The sequence below is a fragment of the Aminobacter sp. MET-1 genome, from assembly GCF_026521175.1.
Taxonomy (GTDB): domain Bacteria; phylum Pseudomonadota; class Alphaproteobacteria; order Rhizobiales; family Rhizobiaceae; genus Aminobacter.
This window is the reverse complement of sequence record NZ_JAMSHL010000009.1, coordinates 38,377-54,850: the sequence shown is the minus strand read 5'-3', so window position 1 is coordinate 54,850 and position 16,474 is coordinate 38,377. Positions and strand designations below refer to the sequence as shown.

At 62.1% G+C, this 16,474-nt stretch carries 18 protein-coding genes; 13 read left to right on the top strand and 5 right to left on the bottom strand.

Annotated elements, in window-relative coordinates:
* Window positions 1-21: 21 nt before the first annotated feature.
* The 5 genes from NDO48_RS14575 to NDO48_RS14555 all read right to left on the bottom strand — a co-directional run bounded on the left by NDO48_RS14575 (window position 22) and on the right by NDO48_RS14555 (window position 4,079).
* Window positions 22-753: a CpaD family pilus assembly protein gene (locus tag NDO48_RS14575; RefSeq protein WP_267321686.1), complete on the bottom strand. Its 732-nt coding sequence runs from the start codon at window positions 751-753 to the stop codon at window positions 22-24.
* Between the two features lie 14 nt (window positions 754-767).
* Window positions 768-2,285: a pilus assembly protein N-terminal domain-containing protein gene (locus tag NDO48_RS14570; protein WP_018426232.1), complete on the bottom strand. Its 1,518-nt coding sequence runs from the start codon at window positions 2,283-2,285 to the stop codon at window positions 768-770.
* Window positions 2,282-3,100, bottom strand: coding sequence for a Flp pilus assembly protein CpaB (gene cpaB, locus NDO48_RS14565; RefSeq protein WP_018426231.1), 819 nt, complete (start codon window positions 3,098-3,100; stop codon window positions 2,282-2,284). Before cpaB ends, NDO48_RS14570 begins: the two co-directional genes overlap by 4 nt.
* Before the next feature lie 121 nt (window positions 3,101-3,221).
* On the bottom strand, window positions 3,222-3,743 hold the full coding sequence (locus NDO48_RS14560; RefSeq protein WP_018426230.1) for an A24 family peptidase: 522 nt from the start codon (window positions 3,741-3,743) through the stop codon (window positions 3,222-3,224).
* A 150-nt stretch (window positions 3,744-3,893) separates the two neighbouring features.
* The gene (locus NDO48_RS14555; RefSeq protein WP_018426229.1) at window positions 3,894-4,079 is read right to left on the bottom strand and encodes a Flp family type IVb pilin; all 186 of its coding nucleotides are present in this window, start codon (window positions 4,077-4,079) and stop codon (window positions 3,894-3,896) included.
* A 338-nt stretch (window positions 4,080-4,417) separates the two neighbouring features.
* Here NDO48_RS14555 and NDO48_RS14550 point away from each other — a divergent pair, with 338 nt between their 5' ends.
* The 13 genes from NDO48_RS14550 to NDO48_RS14490 all read left to right on the top strand — a co-directional run bounded on the left by NDO48_RS14550 (window position 4,418) and on the right by NDO48_RS14490 (window position 16,459).
* Window positions 4,418-4,837: a pilus assembly protein N-terminal domain-containing protein gene (locus NDO48_RS14550; protein ID WP_018426228.1), complete on the top strand. Its 420-nt coding sequence runs from the start codon at window positions 4,418-4,420 to the stop codon at window positions 4,835-4,837.
* A gap of 136 nt (window positions 4,838-4,973) precedes the next feature.
* Complete coding sequence (locus NDO48_RS14545; protein WP_051091888.1) at window positions 4,974-5,552, top strand: TadE/TadG family type IV pilus assembly protein; 579 nt, start codon at window positions 4,974-4,976, stop codon at window positions 5,550-5,552.
* Between the two features lie 31 nt (window positions 5,553-5,583).
* Window positions 5,584-6,225, top strand: a complete 642-nt coding sequence (locus NDO48_RS14540; RefSeq protein ID WP_018426226.1) for a TadE/TadG family type IV pilus assembly protein — start codon at window positions 5,584-5,586, stop codon at window positions 6,223-6,225.
* Window positions 6,226-6,400: 175 nt separating this feature from the next.
* Window positions 6,401-7,639: a phosphopentomutase gene (locus NDO48_RS14535; protein WP_267321685.1), complete on the top strand. Its 1,239-nt coding sequence runs from the start codon at window positions 6,401-6,403 to the stop codon at window positions 7,637-7,639.
* Window positions 7,632-8,522 (top strand): bifunctional DNA-formamidopyrimidine glycosylase/DNA-(apurinic or apyrimidinic site) lyase, encoded by an 891-nt coding sequence (gene mutM, locus NDO48_RS14530; RefSeq protein ID WP_267321684.1) that lies wholly within the window; start codon window positions 7,632-7,634, stop codon window positions 8,520-8,522. The genes NDO48_RS14535 and mutM overlap by 8 nt, the downstream gene beginning before the upstream one ends.
* A 146-nt stretch (window positions 8,523-8,668) precedes the next feature.
* Window positions 8,669-9,442, top strand: coding sequence for an enoyl-CoA hydratase (locus tag NDO48_RS14525; RefSeq protein ID WP_267321683.1), 774 nt, complete (start codon window positions 8,669-8,671; stop codon window positions 9,440-9,442).
* 135 nt (window positions 9,443-9,577) lie between these two features.
* Window positions 9,578-9,844 carry a 30S ribosomal protein S20 gene (rpsT, locus tag NDO48_RS14520; protein ID WP_018426222.1) on the top strand — a complete coding sequence of 89 codons (267 nt, stop codon included), beginning with the start codon at window positions 9,578-9,580 and terminating at the stop codon, window positions 9,842-9,844.
* Between the two features lie 831 nt (window positions 9,845-10,675).
* Window positions 10,676-12,208, top strand: coding sequence for a chromosomal replication initiator protein DnaA (dnaA, locus tag NDO48_RS14515; RefSeq protein WP_267321682.1), 1,533 nt, complete (start codon window positions 10,676-10,678; stop codon window positions 12,206-12,208).
* 199 nt (window positions 12,209-12,407) lie between these two features.
* Complete coding sequence (gene dnaN, locus NDO48_RS14510; protein ID WP_018426220.1) at window positions 12,408-13,526, top strand: DNA polymerase III subunit beta; 1,119 nt, start codon at window positions 12,408-12,410, stop codon at window positions 13,524-13,526.
* Between the two features lie 13 nt (window positions 13,527-13,539).
* Window positions 13,540-14,712 carry a DNA replication/repair protein RecF gene (gene recF / locus NDO48_RS14505; protein WP_018426219.1) on the top strand — a complete coding sequence of 391 codons (1,173 nt, stop codon included), beginning with the start codon at window positions 13,540-13,542 and terminating at the stop codon, window positions 14,710-14,712.
* Between the two features lie 76 nt (window positions 14,713-14,788).
* Window positions 14,789-15,547, top strand: coding sequence for a molybdopterin-synthase adenylyltransferase MoeB (locus NDO48_RS14500; protein WP_018426218.1), 759 nt, complete (start codon window positions 14,789-14,791; stop codon window positions 15,545-15,547).
* Window positions 15,548-15,549: 2 nt separating this feature from the next.
* Window positions 15,550-16,029: a GNAT family N-acetyltransferase gene (locus tag NDO48_RS14495; protein ID WP_018426217.1), complete on the top strand. Its 480-nt coding sequence runs from the start codon at window positions 15,550-15,552 to the stop codon at window positions 16,027-16,029.
* A gap of 31 nt (window positions 16,030-16,060) precedes the next feature.
* Window positions 16,061-16,459, top strand: coding sequence for a GFA family protein (locus NDO48_RS14490; RefSeq protein WP_018426216.1), 399 nt, complete (start codon window positions 16,061-16,063; stop codon window positions 16,457-16,459).
* Window positions 16,460-16,474: the final 15 nt, after the last annotated feature.

The window sequence follows — 16,474 nt, the reverse complement described above, 5'->3', positions numbered from 1 at the left end:
TTCTTCCCGTAACTGGCACGATCAATAAGTCACTTCCGACGCGTCGATGAATTCGCCTGTGATCGCGCGCTTGCGATAGACATCAATCACCACGCCACGGTTTTCGGCGTCGATCGCTGTCTGCTTGCGCGGCCCCAGCAGGTCGGCCGGATTTGCGAGCTGAGCGGCAAGGTTGTTCTGATACGAGCAACCGAAATTGGCGTAGTGCTTGTTCTCGGCCGTGTTCAAAACGTCCTCGGGCCAGCTGCCGCAGCGATCTGTCTGGGCGCGCATGGCGGTATAGGTCACGCGGATCGGCGACGCCGCGTCCGCATAGGCCGCCTGGTAACGGACGATGGAAATACGGTTCGACGGCACGCCGTTCTTGGCAGCTATGCGCATCAGTTCGCGCGAGACCGTCGTGGCGGCCATATCGTTGGAAGCGCCTGATGGCGCCATGATGGTCAGAGCAGGCGAGGTGCGACGGTCATATTCGCTGAGATAGCCGACAAAGGTCTCCGCCTGCCCCCTGGAAATGCCGCGGTCTGTGTTGCCGACCGGAATGTCGATCGTCTGGTTCTTTTCGGCGATGACGATCGGATGGTTGGTGCGGTAGTCATCCGGAATGGAACCGACCACGACGCTGTCACGGTTGGTGGCGCACCCTGCGAGAAGCGCAACCGCGGCGGCCGCAAGAAGCGGGCGGATGATGCGCGACATTTCCGGTCCCTTGCGAGCGGTCTTCTGCGCGGCGCTGATTGTTGCCTGAGACATGCCCCGATCCCCGATCATTTGTAGATGAAGCCGACGACGCCGTGATAGCGGCCCATGGGCTTGTCCGTCTTCATCGTGCCGTAGACACGATTGACGCGGCCAAGGAACATGCCGGCACCGTCGCTGGCGGCGTTGAAATTGTCGTCTGGCCTGGCCAGTTCGTTCCGCGCCACCGGGCGAGCCAGATAGGGCGTCACAATGATCACCAGTTCGGATTCATTGCGAACGAAGTCGCGGCTGCGGAACAGAGTGCCGAGCACGGGAATCTTGGAAAGCCCCGGCAGGCCGTTGATGGCCTGGCGCATGTCATCACGCACCAGGCCGGCGATCATCATCGAACCGCCGGATGGAAGTTCAACGGTTGTATCGGCCAGTCGTTTGCGGATGGACAGCGCTGTCATGCCCGGCTTGTTGAAGGCGTCGCCCCGTCTGAAGCCGCCGGAAAGACTGACCGAACCTTCCGTGGTCGGCTCTGAAACAGACGTACGTATCTTCAGGCTGATACGCCCCGGCGACAGCACAACCGGCTGGAACTCCAACCCGATGCCGTAGTCGATCTTCTCAATCTCATAGGTGTTGCCATCCTTTTGATTGGTGACGATATTGTACTCGCCGCCCACCTTGAACGTTGCCTTTTCACCCGAGATTGCCGTCAGCGTCGGCTCGGCCAGCGTCTTCATCACGCCTGCCTGTTCCATTGCGTTGACATAGGCGTCCAGCAGGGACGTACCGAGCGATATCTGCGAAGCACCCAGCGGCTTGCCGAGACCAGGAATGCTGTCGCTGATCGCGCCCCAGCTGATGCCGTTCGCTTCGCCCGAGCCGATCATGTTGACACCAAGCTGCTTCATCACCGTGCGGCTGACTTCAGCCACGGTGACCTTGAGCATCACCTGGTCCTCGCCGATGATCTGCAGGAGGTTGACGATCTTGCTCTTCTGGCGGACCTGGTCGGGATTGTTGATATCGACGCCACCATTCTGCGAACCACCGGACGCGGTCTGCGAGTATTGGCCCGTAGTCGCTTCACCGCCTGTGACAAAGATCGTTGCCAGGTCTACGGCGCGCTTGGAGTCAAGCGGCGTATCGACCGTGCCGGTCAGGACGACGTTGTCGTTGATCAGTTCGACCTTGATCTGCGAATTGGGAATGAAACGCTTGATGTAGTCCTCAAGGCCAGCGACGTCGCGCTCTACGGCCAGATCGAGGCTGACGATCTGTTCACCATTGGGACCGAAGACGAAGATGTTGGTCTGTCCGACGGCCTTGCCGAACAAATAGATGCGGCGCGCCGTGCGGGTGACGGCATCGGCGACCGTCGGGTTGGCGACCAGGATGTCATAGGCGTCCGACGGCAGGTCGATGACCACCGATTTGTTGAGGCCGAGCTTGACGCGCTGGCTCGCTGTGTTCGATCCCACCTGGGCCCGCGATGCAGCCTCGGCGGTTGCCGGTGCAAATGCCGCCGGCTCAGCTGCGAGGGTAGCGATCATCGCGACGGTCGTGGCGAGCAGTCTCGTGCAGGACTTCATTTCTGTACTCCCGATTCCGAGATTTCGCCCGACTTGATGAGGCGCACGGTGCCTCGCCTGCCGCTGCTGGAGACGAGGTAGTCGGCCTCTGTCAGGTCCTTCTGCTGAGCGTCTGCCACCGAACGGAGTGCCAGGGTCAATCTGTCGGCCATCTGCTGGGCGACGGTGATGATCTCAGCCTGCTGCGCCGTCAGTTCCAGCGTGGCTGTCTGGCCCACCTTTACCTTCTTCCCCTCCTCATCCTCCTGGATGGTCTGGTCGATCGCCAAAACCCGGATGTTCTGCAGGATTGTTTCGGTGGTGAAGCCGGCGCCGGATTTGGAAGCATCGTTTCGGCGCGTCATGATGACGTCGACATAGTCGTTCGGCAGGATGAAACCACCGGCCGACGTATCCGCCGAAATCGTTGTCGCAACTGCTCGCATGCCTGCCGGCAACACCGACGACATGAAACTCTGACCTTCGCCGACAAGCTTCGACTTGCGCAGCGGCTCACCGCTGTACATCGTCAGCCGCGCGACGGAACTTTTGAGCTTTTCAACCGCATCCGGGTCTGTGCTGCGGGTAATGAAGGCAGGATTGACCGCATCGCTCGGCCAGGGCTGCCAGGCGATGTTGCTTTCGATCACGCCCCCCATCGGCACGTCGCCTGTGAGCACGAGAACGTCGGTAAGTGCAATCTGGGGCTGCTGCTGCACGCTGGATTCGACAGCGGCCTCGGGCGGAGGTGGCGCGGACATGTTCTTGGCCACATAGCCAGCACCGCCCGCAGCGGCCACTGCCACGCCAAGTATCATCAGTCGCGATGCAGCCATTGTCCGAACCTCGCCCTGGCAACCCATGAAGCCAAGCCGGACTTTGACTAGACAAACGTCAAATTATGGTTAACGCGATGCTTATGGACATGATTAACGGACAGTTACCCGTCAGATCGCATCATTGTGCCGAAAGTCGCTCGATAGCCCAGACCATCAGCGGAGACGAGGGATAAGTGAGAAGACCGGCGATCCCCAGAGCGATCCCGTAAGGCACTCCACCAGCGTCCTTGGACAGATTCCTGAACACTACGCGCTGACTTGTGACGGCCGAAAGCATGGAGCTGCGATAGGCCAGGATAGCAAGTGTCAGAAAACCACCGAGCACGGCGGCGGTCAGCAGATATTGCATCAAGGGGATGCCGAACCCCATCCAAACCCCGGTTGCAGCAATCAGCTTGGCATCGCCGCCGCCCATTCCACCCAGTGCGAACAGCGAAAAGGTCACCAGCAACAACAGGCCGCCGGCGGCGAAATGCATTCCAACCTCGACCCAGCCCATGCCAGTGAGGGGCGCGACGACAAGGAAAACGCCGAGCAACAACAATGAGACACGGTTGGCGATAGTCATCGACATGATATCGGACAGCGCCGAATAGACCATGCAGAACGGAAAGACGACCAGGATCAGCGCTTCGAGCATCGAGAGACCCAATTGCTAGCTTGAGGAACAACTCTATGGCCAGCGGATTAATCTGACGTGAAGTCGCTCAAGCGCCCATAAATGCAAGAAGGCCGCCAAAGGCGGCCTTCTGTGCGCACCTAACAAGTACGCTGTTTGACAGATATTAACTTACGGGGTGGTGGTACCAGCAGCGTCGATCTTGCTCGAGATCGTCGTGAACTTCGTGTTCAGCGACGTACCGACAAAGCCGGCACCGGCGATGATGGCAACTGCGATGAGGGCGGCGATCAGACCGTATTCGATGGCGGTCGCGCCGGATTCGTCCTTCACAAAACGTGCGATGAGTTTCGACATCGTATGCTCCTTGCTCCGTGTTACAGCACTTCCGTCACGATTTCTTTTGTCGTTGATCGGATGACTGCAACCTATCGGGGAGCCGTTTCGATCGACTTAAGAAACAGCCTTAGCGAAACCTTTCAGACTGCATTGCAGCCGCGTGGTTAACCGCCAGCTAAAGTAATCAACACGATTTGTCGGGGCAATTTTGAATTGCTTCTCCAGGACTGGGCCAACTGAACTGACCGTGCCAATTCACCCGATAGTTGCGGCCCCAACCGGCTTAACCCTTGGTTCACCAAAATCGTTCATCTTCCATTGAGCAGCCTGTCCGTCCAGTCACCAGAGGCATTTCAATGGCAAGGTCGAGAACCCTCATTTGGGCATTCGTCGTCATCGCGTCGGCGAGCGCGGCCATTCCTGCGTTGGCTGGAGCCGGCATCGAAGTGACGATGAACCAGGCCAAGATTGTCCGGCTGGCAAGGCCCGCCGACACCATCGTGGTTGGCAACTCTGCCATCGCCGATGCCTCGGTCCAGGACGCATCGACGATCGTTCTCACCGGCAAGGGCTTTGGCGTCACCAATCTGGTTGTGCTCGACGCCGAAGGCACGCCGATCGTCGACGAGCAGGTGACCGTCAGCCGGCACGCCGCGTCGTCGGTTCGCATCTACAGGCGTTCCGAAGTGCAGACCTTGTCGTGTACGCCATATTGCGAAGGTGCTTTCAAGAGCGATGCCGAACGCATGTCGGAAAGCGAGATGAGCGGCCAATAAGGCTTGCGGCGTCCGACGACATCGACGGCCTTTCGTTAGCGCACGGTAAAGATATTCAGTGTAATTTTCCGTTTCATCCAAACTCGGCCTAAATGGCTTTCCGCTAATGTCCGCCGGGCAATGGGGCGGCCTGGATATGAACGGCACTGCAACTTCAATGAATCAGCACGAAAAAACCGAGCGACGGGGGTTCTTCGCGCGGTTCTTGCGTGACCGGAACGGTAGCGTCGCAGTCGAATTCGTCATGCTCGCGATCCCTTTTTCGATGCTCGTTTTTGCAATCCTTGAAAGCTGTATTGCGTTCGCCGGCCAGCAAGTGCTGTCGAATGCGGTCGACGAGGTAGCGCGCGAACTGCGTACCGGCCAGGTCAGCAGGAATGACGTCAACGAGATCGTGATCAAGCAGAAGATCTGCGGCCGTCTCGAAGTGCTCGTCGCCAAGGGATGTCCCGGCTTGTTGGTCGACCTGCGCAGCTACGCGACGTTTGCCGATGCGGCCAAAGAACGGATCAAGCTGACCAGTGACAGAGACATCGACACAACAGGCTTTGGCGTCGCACCAGGCCCGGCGCTGTCCAAGAACATGTTGCGGGTATTCTACAAATGGCCCGTCATCACCGACTTCATGCGCGCCTCCATGTCGAACCTGAAGGACAATTACACGCTGCAGTTCGCCACTGCCACATGGCAGAACGAGCCGTTCAATGACAACTGACCCGAACCTCGAGCCTGGAGAAATTCAGACAATGAAAAGGCGCGCATTCCTGGCCGGGATCGAGGCGATCGGCGGGTCTGTAACGGCATGGTTCAGGCACGCCGGAAAGCTGGCCTCCGATCGACGCGGCGTTGCAGCAATCGAGTTCGCGTTCGTCGCGCCAATCATGCTCTGCCTGTACTTCGTCACGATGGAAGTCTCCCAGGCGATCGAAATCAACAAGAAGGTCAGCCGTGTCGGCTCCATGGTTGCCGACCTGGTCACCCAGCAGCAGGATATTTCCGTTTCCGAGGTCAACGGCGTGCTGAAGATCGGCGAGTCGATCCTGCAGCCCTACAATCGCAGTTCAGGCAAGATCACCATCACCGCCATCGAGATGTCGACCGATGCCACCCCGACTGTAAAGGTCGCATGGTCGCGGAAACTCGTCGATGGAGTTACCAGCACGGCCCTCCCCAAGGGGACGCCGACCACCGTTCCGCCTGCCCTGCTGACCCCCGGCGGTTTCCTGATCCGAGTCGACAGCGATCTTGATTACAAGCCCGTCATCGCCTGGGCTGCAGAGGACAAACCGGTGCTGGGCCTTGCAGCGGCATTCGACACCATTCCCATGACCGAAACCTACTATCTGCGCCCGCGCCAAAGCGCTACCGTGCCCTGCGCTGACTGCTGAAGTCCCCGGAAGACCGGTCGACTGCCGTCGGCCTCGGTTGGCGCGTGCCGCCCGATTGCCAAGTCAGGCAGCTGATCTTATGTCTGGACGAGAGCAATTCCGGGAAAAGTATAAAGCGGTTTTCCATCCGGAATTGCGTCAAGACAATGAGCCGGCAACCGGGAACCCGACATAGATGGCGCGTGCATTCCTGTTCGTACTGGATTCCTTCGGCATCGGCGGCGCGGCCGACGCCGAGCTGTTCGGCGATACCGGCTCCAACACGTTCGGCCACATAGCGAGCGCTTGCGCCGAAGGCCGCGGTGAACGTGAAGGCCTGCGCAGCGGACCTCTACATATTCCGAACATGACGGCGCTCGGCCTCGGCGAAGCGTCGAGGATCGCGACCGGCTTCAGGTTCGGCGGCGACACCGGGCTTGCCCCCGGCGCCGTCTTTGGCGCGGCACAGGAGATCTCCAGTGGCAAAGACACGCCGTCGGGTCACTGGGAAATGGCCGGCGTGCCCGTGACCTTCGACTGGGGCTATTTCCCGCAAGAAGTTCCGGCCTTTCCCGCATCGCTGACGGAAGCGATCATCCGCGAAGGCGAGGTGCCCGGCATCCTCGGTGATTGCCATGCGTCGGGCATCGAGATCATTGAGCGCTTCGGCGAGGAGCATGTCCGCACCGGCAAGCCGATCTGCTACACGTCAGTCGACTCCGTCCTCCAGATCGCCGCCCATGAGACCCATTTCGGCCTCGAGCGGCTCTACGAGCTCTGCAAGGTGGTGCGCCGCCTCGTCGATCCGCTCAACATCGGCCGAGTTATCGCCCGCCCCTTCATTGGCGAGAGCCGCGAGACCTTCGAGCGCACGCCAAACCGCAGGGATTACGCCACGCCGCCGCCTGAACCGACGCTGCTCGACCGGCTGACCGAGCGCGGCAGCAAAATGATCGCCATCGGCAAGATCGGCGACATCTTCGCCCATCGCGGCATCTCCGAAGTGCGCAAGGGCGTCGGCAACATGGCAATGTTCGACAAGGCGCTCGGCGCCATGGACGATGCCGGCGACGGCGATCTGGTCTTTGCCAATTTCGTCGACTTCGACACCGAGTTCGGTCATCGCCGCGACGTGCCTGGCTATGCCGCAGCGCTTGAAGCCTTCGACAGGCGCATTCCCGAAGCATTGGCAAAGCTCAGGCCCGGCGACCTCATCATCTTCACCGCCGATCACGGCAACGATCCCACCTGGCGCGGCACCGACCATACGCGCGAGCGCATCCCTGTCATCGGCCTGGCGCCTGGCCTTGCCGGCGGCGACGTCGGGCTCAGGCTCAGCTTTGCCGATATAGGTGCGACCGTCGCCGAACATCTTGGCCTGCCCGCTGGTCGGCACGGAACCTCATTCTTGAAATCGATCGACGCCCATGCCTGAACTGCCCGAAGTCGAAACCGTCCGGCGTGGTCTGCAGCCGGTGCTCGAGGGCGCGCGCATCGAGCGTGTCGAGACCCGCAGGCCAAACCTGCGCTACCCCTTCCCCGAGCGCTTCTCGGAACGGCTTGCCGGCCACCGGATCGCCTCCCTCGGCCGCCGCGCCAAATACCTGACCGCCGACATCGAGGACGGACCGCTGCTCATCTGCCATCTCGGCATGTCCGGCTCGTTCCGCATCGAGACCGAGGCAGACGGCACGGCGCCCGGCACGTTCCACCACGAACGCTCCAAGTCGGAAGCCCACGACCATGTCGTCTTCCATGTCGAGGACGCCAAGGGCGCACCGGCCCGCGTGGTTTTCAACGACCCCCGACGCTTCGGCTTCATGCTGTTTGCCGAGCGCAACGGCACGGAACATCCCATGCTCGCCGGCCTCGGCATCGAGCCGACCGGCAACAGCCTCGACGGCGCGCTGCTGGCGGAACTCTTCCGCGACAAGAAGGCGCCGCTGAAGGCCGCACTGCTCGACCAGCGGCTGATCGCCGGCCTCGGCAACATTTATGTCTGCGAGGCGCTGTGGCGCGCGGGCCTGGCGCCGACGCGTGCTGCCGGCAGCATCGCTGGATCGGGCAAGGCGGCCCGCGCGAAAGCAGAGTTGCTGGCGACGTCGATCCGCGACGTCATTGCGGATGCCATTGCCGCCGGCGGCTCGTCGCTGCGCGACTATATCCACACGGACGGTTCGCTCGGCTACTTCCAGCATTCCTTCTCGGTCTACGACCGGGAGGGCGAGCCCTGCACGCACAGCGGCTGTGCGGGCCATGTCGAGCGCATCGTCCAGAGCGGCCGTTCAACCTTCTATTGCCGCCAGTGCCAGCGTTAAGATAGAGCGGAGCCACATCTGGTTGCACCTACAGCGCCGCGCATCCAATTGGACGTGCAAAGGACGCTGTAGCATATTGAAATCTGTGCATGATCCTTTCCGAAAAACGATCCCGTTTTTCGGGGTCATGCACTAGGGAGAGCGGCATGGCCTTTGAAACCATCATCGTCGAGACACGCGGCAAGGTCGGGCTGATCACCCTCAACCGCCCGAAGGCGCTCAATGCGCTGAACTCGCAGGTGCTGTCAGAACTTCTCGCCGCAACTGCGGCCTTCGAGGCCGATCCCGCTATCGGCGCCATGGTCATCACCGGCTCGGAGAAGGCCTTCGCCGCCGGCGCCGACATCAAGGAGATGCAGGCCAAGTCCTATGTCGATGCCTACATGGAGGATTTCTTCTCCGGCTGGGAAGTCTTTGCCCGCAACCGCAAGCCGATGATTGCCGCGGTTGCCGGCTATGCGCTGGGCGGCGGCTGCGAGCTCGCCATGATGTGCGATTTCATCATCGCCGCCGACAGCGCCAAGTTCGGCCAGCCCGAGATCACGCTGGGCGTCATGCCTGGCATGGGCGGTTCGCAGCGACTCACCCGCTTTGTCGGCAAGTCGAAGTCGATGGACATGTGCCTGACCGGGCGGATGATGGATGCCGCCGAAGCCGAGCGCTCGGGGCTGGTGTCGCGCGTCGTGCCGGCAGGCGAGCTGATCGAGGAGGCGATGAAGGCCGCCACCAAGATCGCCGACTTCTCGCTGCCGGCCGTGATGATGTGCAAGGAGGCGGTCAACCGCACCTACGAACTCACGCTCGCCGAGGGCCTGCGTTTCGAACGCCGAGTCTTCCACTCTATGTTCGCGCTCGAAGACCAGAAGGAAGGCATGGCGGCGTTTGCCGAGAAAAGGGCTGCGAATTTCCGCAACCGTTGACTTGAATCGCGTTGACGCGCCGGGCAAGCTGAACTATAAGCCGCACCAACCGAGGCGGCCTCAGGGACGCCCGAGCAGTTTTTGCGCTCCGCGGGAACCCGCTCGCGCCACCACAGAGATCAGAAGAGAGGCACAATGGCCAACACCTCCTCGGCCAAGAAGGCTACCCGCAAGATTGCCGCTCGTACCGCGGTGAACAAGAACCGTCGGTCGCGCGTCCGCACCTACCTCCGCAAGGTCGAGGAAGCCCTGGCTTCCGGCGACAAGGCCGCCGCTCAGGCCGCCTTCGTTGCAGCCCAGCCGGAACTGATGCGCGCTGCCACCAAGGGCGTGCTGCACAAGAACACTGCCTCGCGCAAGGTTTCGCGACTGGCACAGCGGGTCAAGGCGCTTTCCGCCTAAGCCCTGCAAGCAATTGGATTTCTGAGGAACCCGGCCTAACCAGCCGGGTTTTTCTTTGTCTGAAAAAGCCTCAAAAAGCAGTTCCAAACAGGCCCTCCGGGACACCTTTGAGGCCTCAAGAAGTTTGCCGGCATATGCGGCTATTCTCATAAGTACAACTGCCACAAGCAGCCTCGCACCAGACTCATCGTGGCAGAAATTCCCCTTTAAATTCATATAGTTGTGAATGGTCATCCACAGCTTGTTCAAGTCCCTGCCGGACTCTGGGGGACAAGTTGGTGTCAAGCAGATTCTTTTAAAATTTTTTGCCGCGGGCGCCGGTTTTTTTCGCGCACCGGAAAAGGTTTTGAATCACAACGGCTTTGGCTCTGCAGAGCCTCTTCAGGGCGGTTGAATCCGCTCCAGACCAAACCAGATTCATTAAAAACGGGTTAGAGTCGGCCTTGCCCTGTCCACAGCGATTTTTGTAAGGTCCAAGCATCGAAGGGACGGGCTCTAGCCCTCTGCCAAGCCTTAAAAATCGGCGGCATTCTCGACGTGGATAGATTCCGCGTACGGGGGAGGTTTGCCTCCTTCGAGCTTATGGGGCGTGTGGGGATACACGGCATGGTGAGTAAGATGTGGCGCGCCGGCGTCTGTGCCGGACGGCTACGCTTTTGCCTGGCGCTGTTGCCCCCGCAGCGCTGACAGCCCGAATGCGCTTTACGGCGCGGCGGGCGGGGACAGGGGCTCAGCCGGAAACGGCATGCATCCCAGATGAATATTCCGGCGGAGGCGCAAGCGGCGCACCCCCGCACGGACAACGAGGACCGAAGGTTAGGGATTGCGAGAATGCAAAGCGGCATCGAAAGCGAAGCAAAGGCAGGCTTTCTGTTCACCGACGAACTGATCGAGGGGAATGAAGTGGCAGCTGTCAGCGCCGCAGAAAAGAACTTCGACCGCGTCAAGACTCAGCTCCAGGTGCGTCTGGGCAGCGAGGTCTTTTCGAGCTGGTTCGGCCGCATGAAGCTGGCGGAAGCCTCGAAGGGCGTTGTGCGCCTTTCGGTGCCGACGGCTTTCCTGCGCTCCTGGATCAACAGCCACTATCTCGACCTCATTTCCGAGCTGTGGCGCCAGGAAGAGCCGCAGCTGCTGAAGCTCGAGATCATCATCCGCACGGCGACCCGTGCGACCCGCGCAGCCCCAGAGAGCGAAGCTCCGGCGATGCGCAAGCCGGTGCGCCAAACGCAAACGGCCCTTTCCACCAGCACGGTGGCCGCCGGTCGCACCGAGCGCCCTGCGCCGGCCCGCAGCGGCGCTGCCGAGACCGAGTTCAAGCAGAGCGTGCTCGGCTCGCCGCTCGACCCGCGCTACACGTTCCAGTCCTTCGTCGAGGGCCCGTCGAACCGCGTCGCACTTGCAGCAGCCCGCGCAGTCGCTGAATCGAACTCGCGCTTCAACCCGCTGTTCCTCCACGCCACCGTCGGCCTCGGCAAGACGCACCTTTTGCAGGCGATCGCCGCCGAGTCGCTGCGCCAGAACCCGAAGTCGCGCGTCGTCTACCTGACGGCCGAATACTTCATGTGGCGCTTTGCAACGGCGATCCGCGACAACAACGCACTGACGCTCAAGGAACAGCTCCGCGACATCGACCTTTTGATCATCGACGACATGCAGTTCCTGCAGGGCAAGTCGATCCAGCACGAGTTCTGCCATCTCATCAACATGCTGCTCGACTCGGCCAAGCAGGTCGTCGTTGCCGCCGACCGTCCGCCGGCAGAGCTCGAATCGCTCGAGCCGCGTGTGCGTTCGCGCCTCAATGGCGGCGTGGCGCTGGAAATGTCGACGCCCGACTTCTCGATGCGCCTGGGCATGCTCCAGCAGCGTTTCGCCGGCGCCAAAGCCGAAGACCCCAACCTGGTCATCGACTCGGAAGTCCTCGCCCATGTCGCCCGCACCGTCACCGGCAGCGGCCGCGAGCTTGAAGGCGCGTTCAATCAGCTGATCTTCCGCCAGTCCTTCGAGCCACAGCTGTCGATCGAGCGCATCGACGAAATTCTCGGCCACATCTATCGCTCGGGCGAGCCCAAGCGCGTCCGCATCGAAGACATCCAGCGCATCGTCGCGCGCCACTACAACGTGTCGAAGACAGAGCTTCTGTCCAATCGCCGGACCCGCACCATCGTCAAGCCGCGCCAGATCGCCATGTATCTGTCGAAGGTGATGACGCCGCGTTCGCTGCCGGAAATCGGCCGTCGCTTCGGCGGACGCGACCATACGACCGTGCTTCATGCCGTGCGGAAGATCGAAGATCTGTCGGGCGGCGACAACACGCTGGCGCAGGAACTCGAGCTGCTGCGCCGCCTAATCACCGATCAGGCCTGAGCCTTTTGCCGGCAGTGGACCAAGCTGTCGCTCACTTATCCCCAGAACGCCCGCGCAACCGCCTCAAATGGCTGCGCGGGCTTGCCTTTCCGGGCTTTTTACTGTCAGACTCGCGTGAAATCCGATCGTGTTGCGGGCTTCCCCGGGCGCAGACCGAGCCCGTGAGCCCGCACCTTCATAGAAGCGAGCCTGTTTCGTCATGCGTGTTATCCTGGAACGCTCCAACCTGTTGAAGTCCTTGAACCACGTCCACCGCGTGGTCGAACGGCGGAACACCATTCCGATCCTGTCGAACGTGCTGCTGAACGCAAATGGCGCGAGCCTGGAGCTGAAGGCGACCGACCTTGACCTCGAGGTCTCGGAAGCGACGCCGGCAAGCGTCGAGCGCGCCGGTGCCACGACAGTGCCCGCCCACCTGCTTTACGACATCGTCCGCAAGCTGCCCGACGGCGCCGAGGTAATGCTCAAGACCGATGAAGACGGCAATGCCATGTCGGTGATCTCGGGCCGTTCGAGCTTCCGGCTCCAGTGCCTGCCGCAGTCCGATTTCCCCGAACTTTCGGCCGGCTCGTTCTCCCACATCTTCCGCCTCGATTCGCAGGCGCTGAAGGGGCTGATCGACAAGACCCAGTTCGCCATCTCGACCGAAGAGACGCGCTACTATCTCAACGGTATTTTCCTGCACACGATCGAGAGCGGCGGCAAACTGATGCTGCGTGCGGTCGCTACCGACGGCCACCGCCTCGCCCGCGCCGAGGTCGAGGCCCCGGCAGGCTCCGAGGGAATGCCGGGCATCATCATCCCGCGCAAGACCGTCAGCGAGATCCAGAAGCTGCTCGACGCTCCTGATGTCGCAGTGGCCACCGAGCTGTCCGACACCAAGATCCGTCTCACCATCGGCAGCGTCATCCTGACGTCCAAGCTGATCGACGGCACCTTCCCCGACTATCAGCGCGTCATTCCGAGCGGCAACGACAAGAAGTTGGTCATCGACCGCCAGAGCTTCGCCCAGGCTGTCGACCGCGTGTCGACCATCTCGTCGGAACGCGGCCGAGCCGTGAAACTGTCCATCACCGACGGCCAGGTGACGCTCGCCGTCAATAACCCCGATTCGGGCAGCGCCACCGAAGAGCTCGCCGCCGACTATTCGTCGGACCCAATCGAAATCGGCTTCAACGCCAAGTACCTGCTCGACGTCGCCGCCCAGCTTTCGGGCAACGAGGCGCGCTTCATGCTTGCGGATGCCGGGTCGCCCACGCTCATCCATGACACAGCCGACGAGAACGCTCTCTACGTGCTGATGCCGATGCGCGTGTAGCGCCCGGACGCCCGTGCAGGACTTCGAAACGGGGGAGACGCGGAAACGTGCCCCCTCGACGCATATCAGCAAGCTCACGCTCACGGACTTCCGCAATTACAGTTCGATCTCGCTCGACCTCAGGCCGGGCGCGGTGGTGTTCACCGGTGAGAACGGTGCCGGCAAGACCAACCTGCTCGAGGCGATCTCCTTCCTGACGCCCGGACGCGGCCTGCGACGTGCGCCCTACCCCGACGTGGCGCGCGAGGGCAGTGCCGGTGCCTTCGCCGTGCATGCTTCGATCGAAGGCCCATTCGGCGATGCCGAAATCGGCACCGGCACCGCACCAGAAGCGGCGGGTGAGGCGGGCCGGCGCGTGCGCATCAATGGGGCCACGGCCAAATCGGCCGACGAGATGCTCGAATGGCTGCGAGTCGTCTGGCTGACGCCGTCGATGGATTCGCTGTTCACCGGGCCTGCCGGCGACCGCCGCCGCTTCCTCGACCGACTGGTGCTGGCGATCGACCCGGCGCATGGCCAGCGCGCCCTCGACTATGAAAAGGCGATGCGTGGCCGCAACCGGCTACTGTCGGAAGACCGCCGCGACCGCAGCTGGTTCGAGGCGATCGAAACCCAGATGGCCGAGACCGGGGCAGCGATTGCCGCCGCCCGCGTCGAGATGGTGCGGCTGCTCACCGCCATGATCAGCAGGCTGCCTGAAACAGGCCCCTTCCCGCAGGCCGATCTTGCTCTCTCGGGAACGCTCGAAGAGAGCATCGGCCGCATGCCTGCGGTCGAGCTTGAGGAGCATTTTCGCCAGGCGCTGGCCCAGGGCCGTGAGCGCGACCGTGCTGCCGGCCGCACACTTGAGGGCCCACACCGCTCCGACCTGCTTGTCCGTCATCGGCCGAAGTCGATGCCGGCGGAACTCTGCTCCACCGGCGAACAGAAGGCACTTCTGGTCGGCATCGTCGTCTCGCATGCGCGACTCACCGGCGAGATGGCGGGGGCTGCACCGATTCTCCTGCTCGACGAGATCGCCGCCCATCTCGATCCCGGTCGGCGGGCGGCACTGTTTTCGATTCTCGACGAACTCAATTGCCAGGCCTTCATGACCGGCACGGAGGCCAGCCTGTTTTCGAGCCTTGCCGGCACGGCGCAGTTCCTCACCGTCGACCATGGCAGCGTCAGGCCTACGGACCCTTGACCTCGGCTCGCGCGCCTGATGGACGTAGCTCTGCAAGACGCCTGACAACGAGATATCGCAGCGATATGCTCGCGCCATGAACCAGGCTGCTCCCCTCTCCGCCGAAGAACTCGAACGCTACGCACGCCACATCGTGCTGCCCGAAATAGGTGGGCCGGGCCAGCAGAAGCTGAAGCGCGCGCGCGTGCTGGTGATCGGAGCCGGCGGGCTCGGAGCGCCTGTGCTCGAATATCTCGCCGCCGCCGGTGTCGGCACGCTCGGCATCGTCGACGACGACCACGTCTCGCTGTCCAATCTGCAGCGCCAGGTGATCCACGACACTCAGTCGATCGGCCTTTCCAAGGGGGACAGCGCCAAGGCCGCGATCGCCCGCATCAATCCGCATGTGACGGTCGAGCTGCACCAGCTTCGGCTGACCGAGTTGAACGCCGGCGATCTGGTTGCCGGCTACGACCTCGTCATCGACGGCTCCGACAATTTCGAGACGCGCTATGCAGTGGCGGACGCCTGTGCTGCCCGCGAAAGGCCGCTCGTGCATGCCGCGGTCGGCCGCTTCGACGGTTCGATCACCGTGCTGAAGCCGTTCGAGACCGGTCCGGACGGTCGCCGCAACCCTTCCTACCGCGACCTGTTCCCCGAAGCGCCGCCGCCTGGCCTGGTGCCATCTTGCGCGGTTGCAGGCGTGCTTGGCGCGCTGACCGGCGTCATGGGCACCTTGCAGGCGATGGAGGCGATCAAGCTCATCACCGGCGTCGGCGAGCCGCTGGTCGGCAGGCTATTGCTCTACGATGCGCTTGGCGCCCGATTCGACACAGTCCGCTACAAGGCGTCGTGACGATGACCGATATGACCATCTCCCGCCTCCCCGAGGATTTTTCGCGTTGGGACGAACTGCTCGGACTCATCCTGTCCGCCTTCGCCTATATGGACGGCGTCATCGACCCGCCATCCTCGGCGCATAGACTCACCCCTGAGAGCCTGCGCCAGAAGGCTGGCGACGAAACCTGCTTCATTGCCACGGTAGATGGCCGGCTCGCTGGCTGCATCTTCGCCGCTGAGCGCGACGACGTCCTCTATATCGGCAAGCTCGCGGTCCACGAGGCCTCGCGCGGTCTCGGCATCGGCCGGATGCTGATGCAGGCAGCGGAACGCCACGCGCTCAAGATCGACAAATCAGTGCTGGAGCTGCAGACGCGCATCGAACTCGTCGCCAACCACGCCACCTTCGCGCGCCTGGGCTTTGTCGAGTTCGTGCGCACCGCGCATGAAGGTTACGACCGACCGACCTCGCTGACCATGCGCAAGCGACTGAGCTGACCAATCATCCATCGAGATTTATGGGACAAAAATGGCCATCAAGAAATATGCAGGCGGCTGCCTCTGCGACGACATCAGGTTCGAGGCGCGGGGCCCTGCCGAGAAGCCGCACACCTGTTCGTGCCGCATGTGCCAGCGCCATAGCGGCTCGCTCACCCTTGCCTGGGTCGAATTCCCACGAGAATCGGTCAACTGGACCGGACCGGGCGGACGGCCGGCGACCTATCGCTCATCAGACTATTCGAGCCGTGCCTTCTGCGCGCGCTGCGGCAGCACACTTGGCGCTATCGACGACCAGCCGACAATCGCGCTCGTGGTCGGCGTGTTCGACAAACCGAAAGCGGCAGAACTCATGCCCGCCTATCACAGCTTCCGCAGCGGCCGCCCGAAATGGTGGTGCCTTGAGACGCGCCTGCCGGAGGCGGGCTGAGAAAGGTCGTTGCGA